Below are 21,470 nucleotides of genomic sequence, written 5' to 3'. Positions count from 1 at the left end.
TAAATGACAATCTTATGACAAAAGCTGGAATGATACAGCCTGTGTTTTTAGCATTTATTTGCTAGAGATATCACATCATATCCAAATCCAACTCTAAGACATAAAAAAGAAGCATCAAAGTGCTTCTTTTTAATCTAAAACTATTTATGCAAAGGTCTTAAAACGTTCTGCATCATCCATAAAGGTTTTTTCACCTGCAGGTGCTTCAATTGACCCAAATACCAGTTGAGCACGAAGTTTCCAGTGAGATGGAATCTCGAAAGTTTGTGCGACTTCCTCATCAATAATTGGATTATAGTGCTGTAATGAAGCCCCAATATTTTTTTCTGCCAAAGCGGTCCAGGTTGCAAACTGTGCAATAGCGGAAGAATGCTCAGACCAGACCGGGAAGTTATCGGCATAGAGTGCAAACTGCTCCTGCATCGACTTCACCACGTTCTGGTCTTCATAAAACAGTGCGGTACCATAACCTGCTGCAAAAGCATTGATCTTGCTATTGGTTGATTCAAATGCATCTGCTGAAACCAGATCACGTAAAGTTTCACGTACAATATGCCAGAAAGTATCATGTGATTGACCAAATAAAATCACCACACGCGAGGTTTGCGAGTTAAAAGATGACGGACTGTGCTTCACCGCATCTTTAATGATTTTCTCAATTTCTGCTTGATCCAGCTCTACATTTTTTCCAATTGAATAAATGCTACGGCGTTGTTTGATTTGATCTAAAAATGCCATGAATTCACCTCTATATATTTTGATTATTAAAAAATCGATAAAGTCATATTACGTGCTTTAAGCACCCAAGACAGGTGCATTTCGATAACAATGTGTTTTATTTATAGAACAATCAGATTTAGATCTGGGTAGCGTATTTGTATCTGATTTTATCTGCAGCTTCCATGCTGTCACATATAAAGTTCTCTATAAACTTTTAATTAAATACTTTGAAACGGTGCTGATCCGGCTTTTGTAATTTTTCTTCTACTGTTTGTTCAATTGATCCAAAGCAAAGTTGGGCTCGCAACAACCAGTTCTTTTCAATTTCAAAATGCTCAGCGACCCTTTCATCAATCAGTGGATTGTAGTGCTGTAAGGATGCTCCTAAGCCAGAATCTGCCAGCGTCGTCCACACAGCAAATTGCGCCATACCGGAAGTTTGTTCCGACCATGCTGGAAAATCTTCACTATTTAATGGCATTTTCTTTTGTAATTGTTGAATCACGGCTTGATCTTCATAAAACAAAACCGTGCCATAGGCAGCAGCACATTGATTCAACTTGATTTCCATTCCTTCGTAAATAGATGCCGGCATATGCTGACGCTGTACCTGTTTCACAATTTCCCAGAATTGATGATGAGAATCTGCAAATAACACCACAATGCGCGTAGTTTGAGAATCATAAGCCGAAGGGCAACTGCGCACTGCTTCCTGAATGATTTCGCCAAGATAAGTCTGACTATAATGTACCCGCTTACCGAGTTGATCGATACTACGGCGCTTTTTCAATTGATCGACAAAAGTCAGTTCTAAATCACCATTCAGTTTATTTTTTCTTGAAAATTTAAAATCCTTGGTTATATCGCTTGTTAATACCTGACCAATCTTATTTAGCAATGCCATTTTCTACCCCACAAAAAACAAGCCAAATCAGCTTAGAAAATCCCCTACAATTATAAGGCCTTTATCAAGATGGGCAGATTTAGTGGTGGTTTTACTGTCGGTTTTTACAACACTCAAACCAGCCAAAAACAACAAACTCCGCACTTGGCGGAGTTTATGTGAAGCATTGCACATTATTTATTTTTCAGTTTCAAATAATGCAGCAACAAAAGATTTGGCAGAGAATGGACGCAGGTCATCAATTTTTTCACCCACACCAATAAAGCGAATCGGCACATGAGTACGACTGGCGATATTAAACAGTACCCCACCTTTGGCAGTACCATCAAGTTTGGTAATAGTTAAGCCCGTCAAGCCTACCGCCTCATCAAACATCTCGACCTGATTAATAGCATTCTGACCAGTACCGGCATCGACCACCAACATCACTTCATGAGGTGCAGTGGCATCAATTTTCTGCATTACACGTTTTACTTTAGTCAATTCCTGCATCAAATGACCTTTGTTATGCAAACGGCCCGCTGTGTCTGCAATCAATACATCCACACCTTTGGCACGCGCACTTTCAAAAGCATCGAAAATCACTGAAGCTGAGTCAGCACCATGACCCTGAGCAACAACCGCAATATTATTACGCTCACCCCAGATCTGGAGCTGTTCAGTTGCAGCCGCACGGAAAGTATCGCCTGCTGCCAACATGACGGTCTTGCCTTCACCTTGCAGGCGCTTTGCCAACTTGCCAATGGTAGTCGTTTTACCGACACCATTCACACCAACTACCAGAATCACATAAGGCGATTTATTCGGATCAATATGCAGCGGTTTTACCCGTGGTGCCAATAAAGCCACCAGTTCTTCCTGAAGCGCTTTATAGAGTGAATGCGAATAGATCAAATCACCACGTGCCGTACGTTCAGTCAGGTTAGCGATAATGGTCTTGGTGGCTTCCACACCGATATCGGCCACCAGAAGCTGCTCTTCGACTTCTTCTAATAATTCATCATCAATTTCTTTACCACCGATCAGGATATTTACCATCCCATCGGCAAGGTTTTTACGGGTTTTGGTTAAACCCACTTTCATACGGCTAAAGAAGCCACCTTTCGCCGCAGAATCTTCATTTTCAGTTTCTGTTTCGACAGGTGCAGAAACTACAGCTGTTTCGCTTGGCGTTTCTACGATAGGCACATTGACCGCAGGTAAGCTCGGTAATGTGACATCATCATCTCCGATATCAGCATCAATCAAAAATTTGTTTTGCCCATTAGATTGCTGTTGCATGCCGAATCCTTGAAAAGCATTGCGTTAAAAACCCAGATTCTACCATAACTTGCCTGCTTTGCAGCTAGCAATGCAAATGCTGGACAAACATACCAAAAAGCTACAGCTCTCGGTTGCTTTCAAGCACGCATTTATTAAAAATAACTCTAAATACAAACGCCTATTTCAGGAGATCTAGTGTTCATCACCTTTTTGACTATCTCCTCTTTCTCGCAAATGATCAAACAGATGCTTTATCCACTCGGTGCAGCAGTCTTGCTTAGCCTGAGTTTTAACTCGGTTCAGGCACAAACCCGAAGCGAATTGTCACGGACTACTTTTGAAACCACTTTAAGTAACGGTTTAAAAGTCATTATTCGGGAAGACCATCGTGCGCCCATGGTAATGACACAAATTTGGTACAAAGTCGGCAGTAGTGATGAATCCGGAAATATTCTGGGGGTATCCCATGCACTTGAACATATGATGTTCAAAGGCACTCATAAAGTCCCAAATGATGAATTTACCCGTCTTAGCCGGATTTATGGCGGCAGTATCAATGCGGCCACCTTTACCAATTACACCAATTATTATCAGCTTTATCCTAAGGCCTATTTTCCTATGGCCCTGGAACTTGAATCTGACCGGATGAGTAATTTATTACTTCGACAGCAGGACTTCGAGCCAGAAATTAAAGTCGTCATGGAAGAACGGCGCCAGCGCACCGATGACAATCCGCGTGCGCAAGCCTTTGAACGGTTTAAATGGATCAGTTATCCGACCAGCCACTACCGTCAGCCGGTGATTGGACACATGAAAACTCTGAATAATATTCAGTTGAATGATGTCAAAAAATGGTATCGGGATTGGTACAGTCCGAATAATGCCATTCTGGTGATTGTTGGAAATGTAGAATCTGAAGCTGCTTTGGCTCAGGTACAAAAATATTTTGCTGACATTCCCGCACGCCCAACACCAGCACGCAATGATGTACTGGAGTTTGAACGCTTAGGCTATCGGCATATGGAGATTAATAGCAATGTTCATGTGCCCAATCTGTACATGACCTGGAATGTAAAATCCCTTGGCACTGCCAAAAACCCCCAAGATGCTTATGCCTTGACCATTATTCGCAGTCTTTTGGACAGTGGCATTTCTTCGCGTCTGCAAGACCGATTGGTACGTGATCGTAAAATTCTGACCTCTGTCAGCGTTTCTTATGATCCCTATAATCGCGGCGACAGCCTGTTTGGTATTTCTGCCTTACCTGCACCGGGCATCTCTTTGCAAGAAGCACAACAAGCAATTCAGGATGAAGTAGATTTACTTAAAACTACCGCGATGACCCAACAGGAAGTGGATCGTATCAGTACCCGCTTTATTTCCAATTTAATTTATAGCCAGGATGATATTGCCGGACAAGCTAAAATGATTGGCAATCTGGAGGTCAATGGCTTGAGTTATCGCCTGATGGATGAATTACCGAAACACTTTGAAAGTGTCAGTATTCAGGATATCCAGCGTGTCGCCAACGCCTATTTTGTGCGTGAAAATCTCAGCACACTTTATCTATTACCTGAACAAAACACCCAGCAACGGGGATTATAATGCTTAAACTTCGTCCATTTTTGCTTATTTCAATTTTAAGTCTGAGCTCGGCTACCTATGCAGAAAACTATCTGGATCCTCAACCTGACCAAAATGATAATCCAAGTCAGTTACAGTCTATCCCCTTGCTACAAAGCTTAAAAAATATTAATCAGCAACGGGGTTTTCAGGCGCCTTATATTCATGACCTGAACAATCGCTACAAAGTACGTACACTATTTGTTGAAACGCAGGATCTTCCCATGGTGGATATCCAGCTGACCTTTAATGCCGGTTCGGCCCGTGATCAGGAAATTACCAAAGGTCTGTATGGTCTATCCAATATGGCAGCCAAGTTGATGCGTGAAGGAACCGACAAATATAGCGCCAATCAGGTGGCGGAAGTTTTTGACCAAACCGGAGCACAATTCAGCGTACAAGCCTATCGGGATATGTTTGTGGTTCGTCTGCGTACGCTTTCAGACCCGGAAAAACTGGAACCCGCATTGGGCATGCTGATGGAGGTTCTCAAGAATGCATCATTTAAACCATCCAGCATTAATCTGGCTTTAAGCAATACCCAAGTGGGACAAAAACAGCTGCAGGAAAATCCAAGCCGACTCATGGATATCCGTTTTTATCGTGCCCTATATGGTCAACACCCTTATGCAGAACCAATCACTGGTACCCAAGGCAGTACCAAGAAAATTAACGCAGAATTATTGAAAAAATTTCGTGATCAGTTTTTGGTGGCGCAAAATATGAATATTTCCATTACTGGAAAACTCAGCCCGAAACAGGCACTGGAACTGTCTGAACGCATTGCCGGTAATTTACCCCAAGGGCAAAAAGCAGTGCGATTGCCACAACCTGAAACTCAATCTGGTTTTGAAGTGGTACATCTACCCTATAACTCGTCTCAGGCGCATGTCACCTTTGGGCATTTAGGCCCAACCCGCTTTACTGAAGATAAACTGGCTTTAGAAGTCGCCAATCGCATGTTTGGCGGTAGCGGATTTAATGCGGTATTGATGCAGGAACTGCGGGTGAAACGTGGTTTTACTTATGGCGCTTATAGTTCATTGAGCTTTAGTCAGGCACCCGGCGTATTCAGCTTTAAGTATTCCACGCGTCAGGATCAACTGCTGGAGAGTATTCAGGTCGCACATCAGGCTTTTATCAACTTTGTCAGCCAACCTATTGATACTCAGCGTCTGGAAGAAACCAAAGCAGGCATGTTACGTGCTTTTCCTAATAATTACAGCAGTAATGCCACCATTAATGCCCAGCTAGGCAATATGGGTTTTTATAGTGAGCAAACTGATTATTTATCCAGTTATCCAGAACGCTTGGCTAAAATCACAGCGGCAGATGTACAAAATGCAGTGCGCAAGCATTTTCATCCTGATCGCTTAACCCTAGTCGTCGTCAACAAAGAACTGGATCAAAATGCCTTGAAAATGCGTTTGGAGCGAAATTTAATGGATGCCAATTATTACTTACCAACAAACCCTATGCCTAAGGCATCTCCACAGAAACCGGCGGAAGCTGACGTGCCCGAAGTGATTCCTGCTGATAAGCCTGCATCAATTTAAGATATTGCCCACGACGGATATGCTGCTGCTCTAATAAAGCGAGTGCCATATCCTGAGTTTGGGGAAGGTTTTGCTGTTTAGACAGTTGCTGAATCTGGGTGACTTGAGCAATGCTCAACGGACGATATAGAGCAAATGCGGCTAAAAGTAGAATGATCGCAATAATAAAAATAACCACACTGTTATAAATCTGTTCCAGTTTGATTCTGCTGAAAAATTGGCTTAGTTTTTCTGTATCTATAGACATACACTACCTCAGGTTAGAGGTAGTGTATGGTCGCAGTTACATAAGTTCAAGTCAGCGCACTGAATATTCATAAGAGCTGAATCCTGCTATTTCGAGGACTAATTCATGATTCTGGTAATAATTGTTGAATACAGCACCAATGCAACAACAAGCAATACCAGTGCAATTGCAAATTTACTTAAACCCGCTTCTGCTTCAGGCGGATGCAGACGATCCTCATCTGCAATGCGGACCAGCTCACCATTATAAAGCTTATAAAACTGCTCACGCTGGTTTTCATCCAGCGCACGGGTAAAGTCGTAGACTTCTTTACGTTGTGCCAGTCCATAATCACCCAGATGGGTGTGTTTACTGAATATAGCTTGATCGAGTTTTTTACGATGCAAATCGGCAAGTTCCATAATTTGACCTGCAGTCGGAGGCATATCAAATTTCACACCATCTAAAGTTCTTGTCATCATGGCCTTCTCCTTATTGTTTGCTATCCATTTACAATGTAGCTTAATAATATTTATAGTTGTGTATAGTTTAATCAGTTAAACTATAACTTAAGTAAACAAATAAAATCGAATAGTTGACTTTTCCATTATTTTGTAATATTAGTTTAACAATACTAATTTATATTTGTATTTAGACTAAATAGTCTATCCTGTAATCATAATTAAAATTAAGGAGTTTTTATATGATACAACAACTCTCTCAACACGATCTGGAACATCTGTACGCAGATGCCGTGAATACCATTCAATCGCAAATGAACTTTGCTGATGCAGTAAAACAGCTTGAAGAAGCCGCTCGTGCTGGCCATGGTAAAGCAGCGCTTTTTTTAGCAGAACTTTATTATCAAGGTTTCCGTGTAGAACGAGATTCACTCAAAGCCCAGTACTGGCAGAACATGGCCACCATGCAAGCATAAAGAAACGTCACCTAGGTGGCGTTTTTTTATGCCCTTTTTTCAATAAGTAGCAATCAATACATATTTTCTTACGAATCCTTGCAAAGCTGAAACAGTAATTTCATATAAAGTTTCTAGAATAGAGCCTGAACTCCAATAGCACTTTATTCTAATGAAACCACGAAAAATTATTCAATTTGATCCGATCTGCAAAAACTTTCTGTTAAAGATCACGATGCTTAAATCTTTGATGAATTGTGGCGAGCTATGGGGTGCATATCACCAAGGCTGGGCGATGATGCGTGACCAGGAAGACTGCATCTTCCCATTCTGGCTCAATCCGCTGGATGCTAAAAATTATGCCCAGCAGCATTGGCCGGATTACATCCCGCGTAAAATCAATTCTGAAGATTTTGAAAATGCATTATTGCCGACCCTGTCGCGACTGAATGTTACGCCAGCCCTGTTCAACACCAATGGAACCAAACTCAAACTGACTGCTGCACAGATGCGTCATCTGTTTTTTTCGCAACAAAGACTGCACATTGCTTAAATAACATGCTATTTATAAAGACTAAAACCTAAACACTTAGAGATGTTCAGGTTGAATACATACTCTAGGATTAATAATAAATTAACCAATAAGGATGATTAAGCATGACCAATGTGGCACAGGTGCTCAGTGAAAAAATGCATCAAGCTATTTATACCATCCGTCCAGATTCTACTGTTTTAGAAGCCATCACCTTGATGGCGGATAAAGGAATCGGGGCGCTTGTGGTAACCCATGAAGACAATGTGGTGGGGATTTTGTCAGAGCGGGATTACACGCGTAAGATCGCCCTGATGCAAAGAACCTCATTCGACACCACTGTTAATGAGATCATGACCTCTAAAGTGATTACCGTAAATACAGCTACTAGCGTAGAAGACTGTTTATCTTTGATGACTGAACGCCACCTACGCCACTTACCCGTGGTCGAACATGAAAAACTGATCGGTCTGATTTCAATTGGGGATTTGGTCAAAGCGGCCATGGATGACCAACGCAAATTGATTGAACAGTTACAGCAATATATCTCAGGTTAAAACATCATCTAGCTTTCTCTAAGGCATTTGAAGATCACTTAAGTGACACCAAGATAAAGTTTTATATCTGATCCATAAAAAATCCCGGTATGTGTACCGGGATTTTTTATATGAACATTCTGAATAAAATCAGTTTAGACCTAATTTTTCTGCGACGTAATCTGAGTCTTTATCACCACGACCCGATAAGTTCACTACAATCTTGGTATCTTTTGGCAGTTTCCCTGCTTCACGAATGGCCCAAGCCACCGCATGCGAACTTTCTAATGCAGGTACAATGCCTTCTACGCGTGACAGTGTCATGAATGCATCCAGACATTCCTGATCAGTTGCTGTAGTGTACTCTACCCGGCCCAAATCTTTCAGCAAGCTATGCTGCGGCCCCACACCCGGATAATCCAGACCAGAAGCAATTGAATGCACTGGCAATGGCTCGCCCTGTTCATCTTCTAGCACATAACAGGCCATACCATGTAACTGGCTCGGTTTACCTAAGGTCAAAGTAGCTGAATGCATATCGGTATCTAAACCATGACCTGCCGGCTCAACGCCAACCAGTTTCACATCGGGTTCATTTAAAAATGCAGTGAATGCGCCAACTGCATTGGAACCCCCACCGACACAGGCAACAACATAGTCAGGATTTGCACCAAAACGCTCATTGGCCTGAACTTTAATCTCATCACCAATAATCGACTGGAAATCACGTACCATCATCGGGAATGGGTGCGGCCCGACTACCGAACCAATGGCATAGATGTAGTTTTTCGGGTCTTTTAAATATTCTTCAAAAGCACTGTCGACTGCATCTTTGAGTGTGGCTGTACCGCGAGTCACAGAAATCAGCTTGGCACCCAGAATTTTCATCTTGACGACGTTTGGATGCTCTTTTTCAATATCTACTTGCCCCATATGAATTTCACATGGGATACCCACCAAGGCACATGCAGTTGCCAAAGCAACACCATGCTGGCCGGCACCGGTTTCTGCAATGACTTTGGTCTTGCCCATATATTTCGCAAGTAAAGCTTCACCCAGACAATGATTGATCTTGTGCGCCCCGGTATGGTTCAGATCTTCACGTTTCAGATAAATCTGCGCCCCGCCAAGCTGTTCAGAAAGACGTTTGGCATGAAATAAAGGACTTGGGCGACCGACATAATGGGCAAACAGATCTTTCAATTCATTCTGAAACTCTTCAGTCTGACGAATTTCCTGATAGGCCACATTAATATCATCCATGGCCTGTTTCAGATCGGGTGGAATAAACTGACCGCCATACTGACCAAAAAAACCCTCTTCATTCGGTAACGCAATACCATTAATTTGATGAGCCATAATCATGCCTGAAATTTTAAATAAGAGATAATGAGTGACTTTATACTAGAATAATTTTTTTTAAATCACTAGGGTCTGTTGACATTTCAAGTATAGAATTTACCCGATAAAGGTAGCCAAATAAATATACAAGCTAATGCAACTGCCCCCTCATAGCTACACTTTAGCTTATCATATCGTGTTGCTATTCCTCTGAACTGCTTTAACCTACAAAATGCATTCTCAACTAAGTGTCTGATTTTATATAAATACCAATCCATATGATCATTATTTGACTGAGTATTTGATTTTCTTGGAATATTCGCTTTAGTTTTTTTCGCAGATATTTGTTCTCTTAATGATTCAGAGTCATATCCTTTGTCTGCACAACATACTTCCGTTTCACTCAAATCAAGTTTTTCAATCATTTTGGGAGCAATCTTGACATCATGTATCGTTCCATCGGAGATAATAATTTCGATTGGATTGCCATCCGCATCAACAGCTAAGTGTATTTTAGAACTATTTCCACCAATGCTTTTAGAAATATCCTGATCTTTTATTCCAGCAGAATGTTGGTGTGCCCGAACATGACTACCATCAATAAAAACCCATTCCATATCAGCACTTGAAGAAATTAATTTAAATATTTTCATTAACTTATCATTTTTACACCAACGATTATATTTTTTAAAGATTGAGTTATACGAACCAAATTCTTTAGGCAAATCACGCCATGGGCAGCCTGTTCTTATTCTATAAAGTATTGCTTCGACAAAATTTCTCAAATTAGATTTGAAATAGATATCAAAATTTCGGAAAATAGAAAGTAACTTAGACCAGTGTTGATCATTCAGCATTGTACGAGGCATAGCGAGAAGTAAATTTAGTTTGGCGATTAAATTTTACTTTCTCGCTATTTTTTTGAACAGTAAATGTCAACAGACCCTAATAACTCTAACTAAAGTCACTTATAGATAAATGGAATTAACGCGCCAGATATTTAGTCATGTCTTCAATGCCTTTCAGCGTCATTGGAAACATATGATTTTCAAATATTTGCTGGATCAGACCAATAGTATGGGTGTAATGCCAGTATTTTTCTTCTTCAGGATTCAGCCAAGCGGTTTTATCAAAATGCTGACGTAGACGCTGCAACCAGACTTGCCCAGCCTCATCATTCATATATTCAACCGAACCACCGACAGAATTCAGCTCATAGGGTGCCATGCTGGCATCACCGACTACAATCACGCGATAATCGCGCCCATAGGTATTGAACAAATCCCAGGTATTCATACGTGAACTGGAACGACGGACATTGTCTTTCCAGACATAGTCATACAGACAGTTATGGAAATAAAAATATTCCAGGGTTTTGAATTCGGTTTTCGCAGCACTGAACAACTTTTCACACTGGGCAATATGCGCATCCATCGAACCACCGACATCGAACAGCATTAAAACTTTGATGCGGTTACGACGCTCCGGTACCAATTGTACATCCAGAATGCCCTGCTTGGCCGTTTCACGAATCGTCCCGTCAATATCCAGTTCTTCAGCAGCACCCTGACGGGCAAATTTTCGTAGACGGCGCAATGCCATCTGCATCTGGCGGCTACCCAAAATCTGTTCATCGTCCAGATTTCGATATTGGCGCTGTTCCCAGACTTTCACCGCAGAACGCTTACGCCCCGGCCCGCCAATACGCACACCTTCAGGATGATCGCCATAGGCACCAAAGGGTGAAGTGCCACCGGTACCCATCATCTTGTTGCCACCCTGATGTTTTTTATGCTGTTCGCGCAGACGCTCTTCCAGCATTTTCATCAGTTCTTCCAGCGATCCGGCTTTTTTCAGCTCTTCGCGCTGCTCCGGGGTCAGATGCTTCTCGAGTAATTCGAGATCGAACCAGTCTTTGGGCAGCTTATGCACCTGATTCAGCAGCTCATCCAGATCAAAGGTCGCGATACCATCAAAATAGTCTTTCATAGCACGATCGAACTTATCGAAATAGCGCTCGTCCTTGACCATGACGGTTTTGGCCAGCTGATAGAATTCATCCTGATCGGCAAACACCAGACCTGCAGCAACCGCCTGATTCAGGTCAATCAGCTCACGAGTCGATACCGGCACGCCGTATTTGCGTAAGGTATAAAACAGTCGCACAAACATGCGTGTTTCTCCCTTAACGACGTGACATAAATGCTAGACGTTCGAGCAACTGCACATCTTGCTCATTCTTGATTAATGCGCCGTACAGGGGCGGAATTGCTTTGGATTTATCAGTATTGCGCAGAATATCTTCCGGCATGTCGTCAGCCATAAGCAGGCTGAGCCAGTCGATCAGTTCAGAAGTTGAAGGTGGTTTTTTTAAACCCGGAATCTGACGTAATTTAAAGAAGACTTGCAAAGCCTCATTGACCAATGTGGTCGAGATATTGGCAAAATGCACATCGATGATTTCACGCATGGTGGCTTCATCCGGGAATTCGATGTAATGGAAGAAGCAACGACGCAGGAAAGCATCTGGCAATTCTTTTTCATTATTTGAGGTAATGATCACGATTGGGCGCTGAGTTGCCGTAATGGTTTCGCCAGTCTCGTACACATAGAACGACATTTTATCGAGTTCATGCAGCAAGTCATTTGGAAACTCGATGTCTGCCTTATCAATTTCATCAATCAACAGGACACAGCGCTCTTCACTGGTAAACGCTTCCCATAATTTACCCGGCTTGATGTAGTTCTTGATGTCATAGACACGGTCATCACCCAACTGACTATCGCGCAAGCGGGATACGGCATCGTATTCATACAGGCCTTGTTGTGCTTTGGTAGTGGACTTGATGTGCCAGGTGATCAGCTTCAAACCCAGACTTTCTGCAACTTGCTCGGCCAGCAAAGTCTTACCTGTACCCGGCTCACCTTTGACCAGCAATGGTTTTTGCAAACTGCGTGCAGCTTTCACCGCAAGTTTTAAACTGTCAGTCGCAATGTACTGATCGGTACCTGAAAATTGTTGAATATCAGCAGACATGATTGAACCTTATTTTTTACTTACAGCGGTGAACTTTTCTCGTGAACACGAATATTGCTTTTGTTCGACACATAGGTCGACCAGCAATAGCCAACCACAGATCCAATCCCAATGACAAATAAAATAAGTGACGCATTAATCCAAACCAGGGATTGCTCTTTGGTTAGCACCCCAAATAACAGACCAAAGATCGCGGGTGCAATGGATGCATTCGCCCCCTCGGATACCGTCGGTGTCAATAGAATGGCAAAGGCCACAATCCACAAAAAACCGCCCATAGGTTTAGGCAGACGCTTGGTTACGCTATACCAGCACCATAAAGCAATCAGGCTGCCGAGCAGATAAACTGCAACGGCAATGCTCTGTTCAGGAATTGAGTCTAATACAGCCACATAACCATTCATTTCACAACTCCTGAATTAACATTAAGCACCGCGTAAACCTTCTGGTGCCACAGCATTTGGATCAATCAAGCCTTCTGGCGGCATTTGCAGGAAGAAACCGCGAGTTTCAATAGAATCCATAACATGCAAGACATTGGCACGTGCCAGTTTACGTGATTCACTTAATTCAAGATGCATGACAAAAGTCGCACGTCCAAATGCTGCCTGTACTGCTTCAGTTAATACACTTAAAGGCTCGAATGTTTCAGCTTCGCTTTCATTCGCAGGACGCGCCACATACAGATACATTTCACTTTTTTTGCTGGATTTGTAGATAGACACTTGCATATTTCAAACGACTTTTCTGGAAAAACAACTGCAAGGATACATCAAAAAAAAGACAGAAACATTAGCCACGTCTCATGCATCAGTCGTGATTTTGTATAATTGCTTTTTCTTTAACCATTCCTGTAGCCAATCACTCGCTAACTTTCATCTGGGTAGACAGATAAGATTCATCCTGATGCAATACCTGAATCAGTGGCTGAGTTAATAACTCATAGCGCCAGCCAAGCAGATAATCCGGCAGATCCTGTTCATCCTTGTGAAAAACTACATGCTGATACAGTGCATTCAACCATTTCTTGCGCATCAGCACTTCTTTGGGAATTGAGGTTTCATTGACGACGTTCTGAATAATTGAATCAATTTTTTCGCCAATATCTTTGGAAGAATGGCGAATTGGACGTGCCAGACGTAAAGGCCAATTTGCCGGCTCCGGCAGGAATTTCAGTAAATCTAAAATGGTTTTACCATGCTCACGAACCACATTCGAACGAATGTCTTTCACATGACTCAGCTGGAAATTATTGCGAGGGAACTTTTCCACCAGATCAATCATGCTGGCATTTTTTAAAATAAAACTGCGTGGCTGATTTAGTGCTTTGGCAATCTGATCGCGCCAGACCATCAGTTGCTGCAATTGCATCAACTGACGGCGTGAATGCCGGTAATTGCCGACATCCTGATACAACAAGGCGGTTGGTGTATCTTCGCCAATTTCCTGAGTCAAAAAACGGCAATCTTGCAAAGCAAAATCCAGCAGATCTTTCGAATCCAGATCCTGTTTGATTTTCTCTGACAGTTGCACCAGATAATGTACATCATTGGCAGCATAGAGCAACTGTTCGGAACTGAGTGGACGCGCCAGCCAGTCAGAACGGGTCTGGTCTTTTTCGATATCGACTTCCAGCATCTGCTTCAGCGCATTTTGATAGCTGACTTGCAGACCATGCCCCAAAAATGACATGCCGACCTGGGTATCAAACACATTACTCAGCGATTTCTTCTGGGTATAGTGATAAATCAGATCGATATCTTCACTACAGGCATGAAAAATATTCTGCTGTGCGTTAAAAATTTTATTAAGGAACTCAGTCAGATCCAGCGTGGTTCCATCCAACAAATAGACCTTGTTGTCTACGTTAATCTGAAAAACACCCAGCTTAGGCCATAAGGTATCAACCTTGATAAACTCGGTATCCAGCCCATACACTGAATTCTGATCCATCAGCTTCAGTACATGAGTTAAGTCGTTTTGATGTTGAATAAATTGAAACATAGAACTGAGTCTAAGATTAGATTCTCGATAGATCCATATTAACTGATCTATAGAATTTTTGTATAAAAAATAACGTCAATTCTGCCCTATTTCCTAAAAAATGGCGCTTACTTATCAGGTTTTATATTCTAATTAATATCTTTTTTATATTAAAACTAACAAGATATTTAAGCTCAGCTTACTTCATGCGCATCCGGTTATGTACTGCCTGACTCAAGGTATGGCTATCGACATATTCCAGCTCACCACCTTGTGGTACGCCCTGGGCAATTCGGGTCATCTGGATCGGCAAATGCTTACTGGCCTCAACCAGATAATGTGCCGTTGCTTGTCCTTCTACCGTGGCATTGGTTGCCAGAATCACTTCTTTCACCTGACCATTGGCCAAACGATGCAATAAGTACGGAATACCGATTTCTTCGGGACCAATACCATCCAGTGGCGATAAATGTCCACCCAATACATGATATTTACCTCTGAAGCTGCCACTTTGTTCAATCGCCATGACATCTGCAGGTGATTCTACTACGCAAAGCAATTCATCATCACGATCCAGCGAAGTACAGATATTGCAGACTTCGTCTTCGGTCAAAGAATGACAGACTGAACATTCATGAATGTAATTGGTTGCCTCAGTCAGCGCATGTGCCAGACCAATAGCACCCTCACGATTTTTCATGATCATATGCAATGCCATACGTTGAGCCGATTTCGGCCCAACGCTTGGCAAAATGCGTAATGCTTGAACGAGTTGATCAAAACGATCACTAAACATTGCGCATTCTTCCTTAGAACATACCTGCAAGACCAGGCGGCAAACCCATGCCTGAGTTTGCTGCTTTCATTCTTTCGTCAGATACCACTTCTGCCTGACGTGCTGCATCATTCATTGCAGCTGCAATCAGGTCTTCAATCATGTCTGGATCATCCTGAAGTAATTCAGGATTGATTTCGATACGTTTCACCACGTTACGGCAAGTCATGGTTACTTTCACTAGACCACCACCCGCCTCGGCATGCACTTCAGTTTGCGCAAGCTCTTCTTTGGCTTTTTTTACGTTGTTTTCAACTTCTTTCTGCATGCGCTGAGCTTGCTGCATCAACATGTTAATGTTCATAAATATCTCCGAACATAAATTTATAAAATTAAATCAGGTCTAAACCGCGACGAATATCCTGGATAATATCACCAATCTCTTCCAAACCAACAGATACGCGAATCAAACCTTCGCGAATACCGGCAGCTTCTTTGGCTTCAGGCGACAATTTACCGTGTGTCGTGGTTGCCGGATGGGTAATAGTCGATTTCACATCGCCCAGATTGCCGGTAATCGAGATAAACTGGGTATTGTCGATGACAGTCCATGCTTCCTCACGGCCACCTTTCACTTCAAAAGACACAATACCGCCAAAACCGCTCTGCTGTTTGGCTGCCAGTTCATGACCGACATGCTCAGGCAGGCCCGCATAATATACTTTTTCCACTTTTGGATGCTGATTCAAAAATTCAGCCAGTTGCTGTGCACTTGCTGAATGTTCACGCATACGCAAACGTAGTGTCTCCAAGCCTTTCAGGAAAACCCAGGCATTGAATGGGCTCATTGATGGGCCGGTGGTACGCACATAGCCAAAAATTTCTTCAAGCAGCTTATGATTACCTACGACAGCACCACCCAAGGCGCGGCCCTGACCATCCAGATATTTAGTCGCAGAATACACCACCAGGTCTGCACCAAATTTGAGTGGTTGTTGTAACACTGGGGTACAGAAGCTGTTATCAATCGCCAGTAAAGCATCATTAGCATGCGCAATATCGGCGAGTCCCTGTATATCGGCTACTTCTGCTAAAGGATTCGATGGCGATTCAACAAAGAGAATTTTTGTTTCAGGCTTGATGGCATTTTTCCATGCATCAAGATCAGTCAAATCGACAAAATCAACGCTGACGCCAAATTTTGCGACATATTTTTCAAACATGGAAACCGTAGAACCGAAGACTGCACGTGAACAAATCACATGGTCGCCCGCTTTTAAAAAAGCCATCATCACTGCCATAATGGCTGCCATACCCGAACTGGTGGCGACGGCGCGCTCTGCACCTTCAAGTGCAGCCAGACGCTTTTCAAACATGGCAACGGTCGGATTGGTAAAGCGAGAATAGATATTGCCCGGTTCCTGGCCTGAGAATTTAGCTGCGGCTTCTGCAGCATTTTCATAAACAAAGGACGATGTTAGAAAAATCGGTTCGCCATGCTCACCTTCAAAAGTGCGGGTATGACCGGTACGAATGGCTAAAGTTTCTAATTGGTAAGAAATATCGTCTTGCTGGCTCATCGCTTTACCTCAGCCCTCAGGCTGCCTTTTGTAAAAATTTGCCAACATTTTGAGCGCCTAAGCTATTTCAGGTCAAGGCATAATAAGCGATTATTGCTTAGACTTCGATCAATCCTCCCGCGGATACGGATATTTTATTTACATGATTCAGTTAAAACAAAACTTTCAGCGCCAGCAAAAAAAATTGAAACACCTCAGCACCCGGGTGTTTAATGCCTCCTCACTGATCCTGTCGCAAAAAACCCCTTTTGAATATATTGCCGGCACCGAGTTTTGCAAGATTCGTTATTACGCTTCACCTGAGAAAAAATATAAGGAGCCTCTGGTTTTCATCGCACCGTTAGCCATTAATATGGATATCTATGATCTGTATCCTTATCGCTCTCTGGTCAAGCATTTTCAGCATAGCGGTTTTGATGTCTATCTGGTGGAATGGAAACGCTTTAACTTTAAGCACCGTCACCTGAATTTTTTATCTTTTATCGATGCAGCCATTCCTCAATCCATTGAAACCATCTGCAAGCATTCAGGCAGTCAGTTCATTTCCTTACACGGCTGGAGTATGGCTGGGGTGTTTGTCACGCTCTATACAGCCCTGCATTCGCCTGAACATGTCAAGAATCTGATCGTGGTCGGCAGTCCTATCGACAGTTATGCGTCAGGACGTGTCGGCAAACTTTTTTCTACGACCAATAAACTGATTTCTAAAAATAAGAATTTGCAACAGGCCATTCATCAAGGATTGATCCCGAAGCAATATATTCATACGCCGGGTATTGTAAATGCCTTGGGCTTTAAATTACTTGATCCGATTGGCTGGCTAAAAAGCCAGAAGCAGTTTTTGCTGAATCTGGATCATGTCGAAGATGTCTATGAACATGCCACCATGGGGAATTTCCTGAACAAGATGATCGATTATCCGGGCGGGATTAATCAGGACATGGTTCTGCATTTATGGCTGCAAAATCCTTTAAAATACGGTTCTATCACTTTAGATGGTCGTATTGTTGATCTTAAAAATATCAGCTGCTCCCTATTGGTAGGTGCAGGTCAAACCGACCAGATTGTCACAGAACAGTCAGCTAAGCCTTTGATGGAATTGACAAGTAGCCAGGATAAGACGTTTACTCTTATACCGGGTGGTCATCTTGGACTCATGTCGAACCAGAAAACAGCCAATACATTCTGGCCCAAAATGACGACCTGGCTGGTGCAGCGCTCCACACGTCTTGATGCTTAAAGCAGATTTCTCGCACCAGAAAAATATTAAAAATTATCAATAGATTTAAACATATTCAGAGGGTACAGCATGATTCAATCAGTGGCATTTATCGGCCTAGGTGCAATGGGTTTTCGTATGGCAGCACATTTACCCAAGCATTTTGATACGGTCTATGTCTGGAACCGCAGCTTTAACAAGGCAGAGCAACATGCGGCTGAATATGGCACCCAAGCCGTCACACTGGAACAGGCCGTACAGGCAGATGTGATTTTTTCCTGCCTGCCAACTAGCGCTGACGTTGAACGACTTCTGGAAAATCTGTCGCTTAAATCCGGTTCAGTCTGGGTCGACTGCACCAGTGGTGTACCGGATTCTGCCCAAAAACTGGCAGTACAACTGGCTGAACATGGGGTAATCTTTCTGGATGCACCGGTCAGCGGTCAAACCATTGGCGCTGAAAATGGCACGTTAACTGTGATGGTGGGCGGTAATGCAGAGGGCTATGAACAAGCCCTTCCTGCGATGCAGGCTTTTGGCAAGCTGATCAAGCATGTGGGTGAATCTGGCGCAGGTTTTGCAGTGAAGGCCGTAAATAATATGTTAATGGCTGTAAACCTGTGTGCCGTCGCAGAAGGCTTTACTACACTGAAAGCGCATGGGGTAAACTTGCATGAAGCGCTGGATTGTATTAATGCTTCAAGTGGTAAAAGCATGGTGACTGAAACCGTTTTGCCGCAGCGTATTTTAAACCGCAGTTTTCCTGTAACCTTTGCCCTGCCACTCTTGGCCAAAGATACAGGCATTGCAATCGACCTTGCGCGTGAAGCCAAAATTTCTGCGCCTGTGCTCTCGTTGACCCAGAATCTGATTCAAGCGGCCAGCGATCTGTCGGATAAAAACAGTGATTTTTCCAGTGCTGTGAAAATGTATGAATCATGGAGTAATATTACCATCGAGTAATATCTCGCCATTGAATAATGATAACGAAACCTCATATTGTGACTAGTAGGCAGGCACATATAGTGGATAACCCAGAGGAAACTCTCATGAAGAAATTTTCTGTTGCAGCATTGATCGGCTTTGCAACTTTGTTCGGGGCTTCAACATCGGTTCTTGCATCTGAACAAGAGTGCAAAAAATTAAAAAATGATCATGACGTGATTTATGCGTCTAAAGGTTTCTGTTTCAAAGATCCTGAAGCAAAAGCCAAGTTTGGTAATGACAATTGCTATACAACCAAGCCAAAATTCTCGGAAAAAGAGCAACAACGTCTTGACGCGATCAAAGATCGTCAGAAAGAATTGAACTGTAAATAATTCAGTTTAATGACGCTCAAGGAATATACTTATGACTTATGATGATCAGAATATTTTTGCACGAATTCTACGCGGTGAACTTCCTGCGATAAAAGTGTATGAAGATGACCAGGTTCTTGCATTTATGGACATCATGCCTCAGGCAGAAGGTCATACTCTCGTGGTTCCGAAAACTCCGGCGATCACTTTACTGGATCTACCCCCTGAAGCTGCAGCCTATACGATTCAGATCGTACAGAAAGTTGCAAAAGCCATTGAAAAAGGTTTAGGTGTGGACGGTATCGTGCTGATGCAATTATCAGGGGCCGCAGCGGGTCAGACCGTACCACACGTACATTTCCATCTGGTTCCTACCTCTTTGCACAATCTGGGCAAACATGCAGCACAAATGGGCGACCAGGAAAAAATTAAAGCGCTGGCTGAGAAGATTAAAGCTGCCCTTTAAGCTATTCTTAATACCTAATGTTAATACCTAAAAATGGAGCCTCGGCTCCATTTTTTATGTCTGATGTATTTCACCCTGAATTAAGCCACTCAAATATCAATAAAAGTCACCTAGCCTATTTTTAGGTTTTACAGCAAACACCGAGCCTAGCTGTATTTGTATCAATCCTGCTTACCCCACTTCATAATCCTATAAAAAATAAGACAATGATTGTCTTTAATATTTCTGAAATATTTCCTTAATCATATTGACTTATTTGTAATGAATACTTGGCACCAATAGAGCAGTAGATGTTTCAAAACAATACTGAAACTTGTTTTTAAGACGATGAATAAAAAAGTCTTTATTGGAGCAACACATGAAAAAAACGTTATCTGCATTAGCAATCGGGGCAACAATTTTAACACCAGTGATGGCAGCCGCGGCTGATGTTAAAGTGTATGGTCGTGCACACGTTTCTTTAGATTATCTGGATGATGGCCAGGATTATAACGAAGTAGGTCTTTCTTCAAACTCTTCACGCCTAGGCTTTAAAGCTGAACAAAAACTAGAAAATGGTATGACCGTATTTGGTCAAATCGAACAGGAAATTAACTTTGCAAGTGGTTCTGCAAACGATGATGTTGAATTTGCAACTCGCGATACTTTTGTTGGTTTAAAAGGTGATTTCGGTCAAGCGCGTATCGGCCGTTTTGACAGCCCATTCAAAGTAGCACGTGGCCCGGTCAACTTCTTTGGTGATATGGTCGGTGATGTTCGTAACGTCACACGTGCTGGCAACTTGCGTTTTGATGAACGTAATAACAATACCATTGAATATAAATCACCTAAGTTTGGCGGCGGCTTTAATGTTTTAGCAGCACTTTCTTTACACGAAGGTAATAGCCCTGATAGCGTGTCAACGTCTTCACCAAAAACTACTGTAATTGAAACTGTGAATGGTCCAGTAACAGTAGTCGTACCGGGAACCACAACTACTACCAATAAAGATAATCGCGATGATAAAGCATACGATCTCGCTTTAACCTATAAAGAAGGCAAAGTTGATTTTGCTGCTGCCTATGAACATTATGAAGAAGATGCAGGTCGTGGCGAACGCGATGGTTTCCGTATTGCTGGTGCTTACAAAATCACACCTGAATTCAACTTGGGTGGTTTATACCAATTCCTTCAACACGATAATTCTGAAGCAAACCCAGATGCACAAGTATTTGGTGTAGCCGGTGAATATAAATTTGCACCAAAAACCTCATTCCGTGGTGAAGTATTCCACCGCGATGTCGATGCGGACGATGCAAATGCAACTTTACTGGCAATCGGACTTGAGCACCGTTTAGATCCAACAGTCCGCATTTATGGCAACATAGCAACTGTACTAAATGATGAAAACTCAAACCTTACCCCTTGGGCACAAGGTCGTACCAATACTGTAGGTGGCGTACGCGGTGAAGACAGCCTAGGTCTTTCTCTAGGCATGCGTTACGACTTCTAAGTC

25 protein-coding genes are annotated in these 21,470 nt (G+C 42.6%); 10 read left to right on the top strand and 15 right to left on the bottom strand.

The window, feature by feature from the left end; all coding sequences use genetic code 11:
* Nucleotides 1-144: 144 nt before the first annotated feature.
* The 3 genes from PYW33_RS06750 to ftsY all read right to left on the bottom strand — a co-directional run bounded on the left by PYW33_RS06750 (nucleotide 145) and on the right by ftsY (nucleotide 2,905).
* Nucleotides 145-738 carry a nitroreductase family protein gene (locus PYW33_RS06750; protein WP_004645249.1) on the bottom strand — a complete coding sequence of 198 codons (594 nt, stop codon included), beginning with the start codon at nucleotides 736-738 and terminating at the stop codon, nucleotides 145-147.
* A gap of 196 nt (nucleotides 739-934) precedes the next feature.
* On the bottom strand, nucleotides 935-1,624 hold the full coding sequence (locus PYW33_RS06745; RefSeq protein ID WP_004645250.1) for a nitroreductase family protein: 690 nt from the start codon (nucleotides 1,622-1,624) through the stop codon (nucleotides 935-937).
* Nucleotides 1,625-1,801: 177 nt separating this feature from the next.
* Nucleotides 1,802-2,905, bottom strand: a complete 1,104-nt coding sequence (gene ftsY / locus PYW33_RS06740) for a signal recognition particle-docking protein FtsY (protein WP_004278679.1) — start codon at nucleotides 2,903-2,905, stop codon at nucleotides 1,802-1,804.
* A gap of 177 nt (nucleotides 2,906-3,082) precedes the next feature.
* Between ftsY and PYW33_RS06735 the strand changes: the two genes are divergently transcribed.
* Entirely contained in the window at nucleotides 3,083-4,492 is a 1,410-nt protein-coding gene (locus PYW33_RS06735) for a M16 family metallopeptidase (protein WP_004645252.1), read from the top strand.
* Complete coding sequence (locus PYW33_RS06730) at nucleotides 4,492-6,066, top strand: M16 family metallopeptidase (RefSeq protein ID WP_004645253.1); 1,575 nt, start codon at nucleotides 4,492-4,494, stop codon at nucleotides 6,064-6,066. Before PYW33_RS06735 ends, PYW33_RS06730 begins: the two co-directional genes overlap by 1 nt.
* On the opposite strand, the gene PYW33_RS06725 is transcribed toward PYW33_RS06730, so the two are convergent.
* A complete protein-coding gene (locus PYW33_RS06725; protein WP_004645254.1) occupies nucleotides 5,990-6,313 on the bottom strand; it encodes a hypothetical protein in 324 nt (107 codons plus the stop codon). The two genes, PYW33_RS06730 and PYW33_RS06725, sit on opposite strands and share 77 nt — an antisense overlap.
* 98 nt (nucleotides 6,314-6,411) lie before the next feature.
* On the bottom strand, nucleotides 6,412-6,771 hold the full coding sequence (locus PYW33_RS06720) for a hypothetical protein (protein ID WP_034436454.1): 360 nt from the start codon (nucleotides 6,769-6,771) through the stop codon (nucleotides 6,412-6,414).
* Between the two features lie 224 nt (nucleotides 6,772-6,995).
* Between PYW33_RS06720 and PYW33_RS06715 the strand changes: the two genes are divergently transcribed.
* From PYW33_RS06715 to PYW33_RS06705, 3 genes are all read left to right on the top strand, one after another.
* Complete coding sequence (locus tag PYW33_RS06715) at nucleotides 6,996-7,229, top strand: SEL1-like repeat protein (protein WP_004278686.1); 234 nt, start codon at nucleotides 6,996-6,998, stop codon at nucleotides 7,227-7,229.
* Nucleotides 7,230-7,380: 151 nt separating this feature from the next.
* On the top strand, nucleotides 7,381-7,761 hold the full coding sequence (locus PYW33_RS06710) for a DUF2750 domain-containing protein (RefSeq protein WP_004645256.1): 381 nt from the start codon (nucleotides 7,381-7,383) through the stop codon (nucleotides 7,759-7,761).
* Nucleotides 7,762-7,865: 104 nt separating this feature from the next.
* Nucleotides 7,866-8,297 (top strand): CBS domain-containing protein, encoded by a 432-nt coding sequence (locus tag PYW33_RS06705; RefSeq protein WP_004278688.1) that lies wholly within the window; start codon nucleotides 7,866-7,868, stop codon nucleotides 8,295-8,297.
* A gap of 129 nt (nucleotides 8,298-8,426) precedes the next feature.
* On the opposite strand, the gene trpB is transcribed toward PYW33_RS06705, so the two are convergent.
* From trpB to PYW33_RS06655, 10 genes are all read right to left on the bottom strand, one after another.
* Entirely contained in the window at nucleotides 8,427-9,635 is a 1,209-nt protein-coding gene (gene trpB / locus PYW33_RS06700) for a tryptophan synthase subunit beta (protein WP_004645257.1), read from the bottom strand.
* A gap of 86 nt (nucleotides 9,636-9,721) precedes the next feature.
* Nucleotides 9,722-10,486, bottom strand: coding sequence for an IS5 family transposase (locus PYW33_RS06695; protein WP_004645258.1), 765 nt, complete (start codon nucleotides 10,484-10,486; stop codon nucleotides 9,722-9,724).
* Between the two features lie 115 nt (nucleotides 10,487-10,601).
* Complete coding sequence (locus PYW33_RS06690; RefSeq protein WP_004645259.1) at nucleotides 10,602-11,789, bottom strand: vWA domain-containing protein; 1,188 nt, start codon at nucleotides 11,787-11,789, stop codon at nucleotides 10,602-10,604.
* A gap of 13 nt (nucleotides 11,790-11,802) precedes the next feature.
* The gene (locus PYW33_RS06685) at nucleotides 11,803-12,654 is read right to left on the bottom strand and encodes an AAA family ATPase (RefSeq protein WP_004278691.1); all 852 of its coding nucleotides are present in this window, start codon (nucleotides 12,652-12,654) and stop codon (nucleotides 11,803-11,805) included.
* A gap of 20 nt (nucleotides 12,655-12,674) precedes the next feature.
* A complete protein-coding gene (locus PYW33_RS06680; protein ID WP_004645260.1) occupies nucleotides 12,675-13,058 on the bottom strand; it encodes a hypothetical protein in 384 nt (127 codons plus the stop codon).
* A 21-nt stretch (nucleotides 13,059-13,079) separates the two neighbouring features.
* Entirely contained in the window at nucleotides 13,080-13,385 is a 306-nt protein-coding gene (locus tag PYW33_RS06675) for a YcgL domain-containing protein (RefSeq protein WP_004278695.1), read from the bottom strand.
* 130 nt (nucleotides 13,386-13,515) lie between these two features.
* Nucleotides 13,516-14,658, bottom strand: coding sequence for a ribonuclease D (locus tag PYW33_RS06670; RefSeq protein WP_004278697.1), 1,143 nt, complete (start codon nucleotides 14,656-14,658; stop codon nucleotides 13,516-13,518).
* 178 nt (nucleotides 14,659-14,836) lie between these two features.
* Nucleotides 14,837-15,433, bottom strand: coding sequence for a recombination mediator RecR (gene recR / locus PYW33_RS06665; protein ID WP_004278698.1), 597 nt, complete (start codon nucleotides 15,431-15,433; stop codon nucleotides 14,837-14,839).
* A 13-nt stretch (nucleotides 15,434-15,446) separates the two neighbouring features.
* Nucleotides 15,447-15,776, bottom strand: a complete 330-nt coding sequence (locus tag PYW33_RS06660) for a YbaB/EbfC family nucleoid-associated protein (RefSeq protein WP_004278699.1) — start codon at nucleotides 15,774-15,776, stop codon at nucleotides 15,447-15,449.
* Between the two features lie 28 nt (nucleotides 15,777-15,804).
* Entirely contained in the window at nucleotides 15,805-16,992 is a 1,188-nt protein-coding gene (locus tag PYW33_RS06655) for an O-succinylhomoserine sulfhydrylase (protein ID WP_004278701.1), read from the bottom strand.
* A gap of 142 nt (nucleotides 16,993-17,134) precedes the next feature.
* Here PYW33_RS06655 and PYW33_RS06650 point away from each other — a divergent pair, with 142 nt between their 5' ends.
* The 5 genes from PYW33_RS06650 (at nucleotide 17,135) to PYW33_RS06630 (ending at nucleotide 21,467) form a co-directional block, all read left to right on the top strand.
* Entirely contained in the window at nucleotides 17,135-18,232 is a 1,098-nt protein-coding gene (locus tag PYW33_RS06650) for an alpha/beta fold hydrolase (RefSeq protein WP_004645261.1), read from the top strand.
* Nucleotides 18,233-18,301: 69 nt separating this feature from the next.
* Nucleotides 18,302-19,174: an NAD(P)-dependent oxidoreductase gene (locus PYW33_RS06645; RefSeq protein ID WP_004645262.1), complete on the top strand. Its 873-nt coding sequence runs from the start codon at nucleotides 18,302-18,304 to the stop codon at nucleotides 19,172-19,174.
* Between the two features lie 86 nt (nucleotides 19,175-19,260).
* A complete protein-coding gene (locus PYW33_RS06640; RefSeq protein ID WP_004278704.1) occupies nucleotides 19,261-19,530 on the top strand; it encodes a YARHG domain-containing protein in 270 nt (89 codons plus the stop codon).
* A 31-nt stretch (nucleotides 19,531-19,561) separates the two neighbouring features.
* Nucleotides 19,562-19,975: an HIT family protein gene (locus PYW33_RS06635; RefSeq protein ID WP_004278705.1), complete on the top strand. Its 414-nt coding sequence runs from the start codon at nucleotides 19,562-19,564 to the stop codon at nucleotides 19,973-19,975.
* A 358-nt stretch (nucleotides 19,976-20,333) separates the two neighbouring features.
* A complete protein-coding gene (locus tag PYW33_RS06630; RefSeq protein WP_004645263.1) occupies nucleotides 20,334-21,467 on the top strand; it encodes a porin in 1,134 nt (377 codons plus the stop codon).
* The last annotated feature ends 3 nt before the right edge of the window (nucleotides 21,468-21,470 follow it).

It is taken from the genome of Acinetobacter lwoffii, from assembly GCF_029024105.1.
Classification (GTDB): domain Bacteria; phylum Pseudomonadota; class Gammaproteobacteria; order Pseudomonadales; family Moraxellaceae; genus Acinetobacter; species Acinetobacter lwoffii.
This window is presented reverse-complemented; position numbering and strand designations above follow the sequence as displayed.

Coding starts and splice junctions, on each gene's coding strand:
- PYW33_RS06670 (WP_004278697.1), bottom strand. CDS start 14,658: ATGTTTCAATTTATTCAACATCAAAACGACTTAACTCATGTACTGAAG.
- PYW33_RS06720 (WP_034436454.1), bottom strand. CDS start 6,771: ATGACAAGAACTTTAGATGGTGTGAAATTTGATATGCCTCCGACTGCA.
- PYW33_RS06650 (WP_004645261.1), top strand. CDS start 17,135: ATGATTCAGTTAAAACAAAACTTTCAGCGCCAGCAAAAAAAATTGAAA.
- PYW33_RS06680 (WP_004645260.1), bottom strand. CDS start 13,058: ATGAATGGTTATGTGGCTGTATTAGACTCAATTCCTGAACAGAGCATT.
- recR (WP_004278698.1), bottom strand. CDS start 15,433: ATGTTTAGTGATCGTTTTGATCAACTCGTTCAAGCATTACGCATTTTG.
- PYW33_RS06710 (WP_004645256.1), top strand. CDS start 7,381: ATGAAACCACGAAAAATTATTCAATTTGATCCGATCTGCAAAAACTTT.
- PYW33_RS06690 (WP_004645259.1), bottom strand. CDS start 11,789: ATGTTTGTGCGACTGTTTTATACCTTACGCAAATACGGCGTGCCGGTA.
- PYW33_RS06645 (WP_004645262.1), top strand. CDS start 18,302: ATGATTCAATCAGTGGCATTTATCGGCCTAGGTGCAATGGGTTTTCGT.
- PYW33_RS06705 (WP_004278688.1), top strand. CDS start 7,866: ATGACCAATGTGGCACAGGTGCTCAGTGAAAAAATGCATCAAGCTATT.
- PYW33_RS06695 (WP_004645258.1), bottom strand. CDS start 10,486: ATGCCTCGTACAATGCTGAATGATCAACACTGGTCTAAGTTACTTTCT.
- PYW33_RS06715 (WP_004278686.1), top strand. CDS start 6,996: ATGATACAACAACTCTCTCAACACGATCTGGAACATCTGTACGCAGAT.
- PYW33_RS06750 (WP_004645249.1), bottom strand. CDS start 738: ATGGCATTTTTAGATCAAATCAAACAACGCCGTAGCATTTATTCAATT.
- PYW33_RS06730 (WP_004645253.1), top strand. CDS start 4,492: ATGCTTAAACTTCGTCCATTTTTGCTTATTTCAATTTTAAGTCTGAGC.
- PYW33_RS06725 (WP_004645254.1), bottom strand. CDS start 6,313: ATGTCTATAGATACAGAAAAACTAAGCCAATTTTTCAGCAGAATCAAA.
- PYW33_RS06660 (WP_004278699.1), bottom strand. CDS start 15,776: ATGAACATTAACATGTTGATGCAGCAAGCTCAGCGCATGCAGAAAGAA.
- PYW33_RS06635 (WP_004278705.1), top strand. CDS start 19,562: ATGACTTATGATGATCAGAATATTTTTGCACGAATTCTACGCGGTGAA.
- PYW33_RS06630 (WP_004645263.1), top strand. CDS start 20,334: ATGAAAAAAACGTTATCTGCATTAGCAATCGGGGCAACAATTTTAACA.
- trpB (WP_004645257.1), bottom strand. CDS start 9,635: ATGGCTCATCAAATTAATGGTATTGCGTTACCGAATGAAGAGGGTTTT.
- PYW33_RS06685 (WP_004278691.1), bottom strand. CDS start 12,654: ATGTCTGCTGATATTCAACAATTTTCAGGTACCGATCAGTACATTGCG.
- PYW33_RS06655 (WP_004278701.1), bottom strand. CDS start 16,992: ATGAGCCAGCAAGACGATATTTCTTACCAATTAGAAACTTTAGCCATT.
- PYW33_RS06640 (WP_004278704.1), top strand. CDS start 19,261: ATGAAGAAATTTTCTGTTGCAGCATTGATCGGCTTTGCAACTTTGTTC.
- PYW33_RS06675 (WP_004278695.1), bottom strand. CDS start 13,385: ATGCAAGTGTCTATCTACAAATCCAGCAAAAAAAGTGAAATGTATCTG.
- ftsY (WP_004278679.1), bottom strand. CDS start 2,905: ATGCAACAGCAATCTAATGGGCAAAACAAATTTTTGATTGATGCTGAT.
- PYW33_RS06745 (WP_004645250.1), bottom strand. CDS start 1,624: ATGGCATTGCTAAATAAGATTGGTCAGGTATTAACAAGCGATATAACC.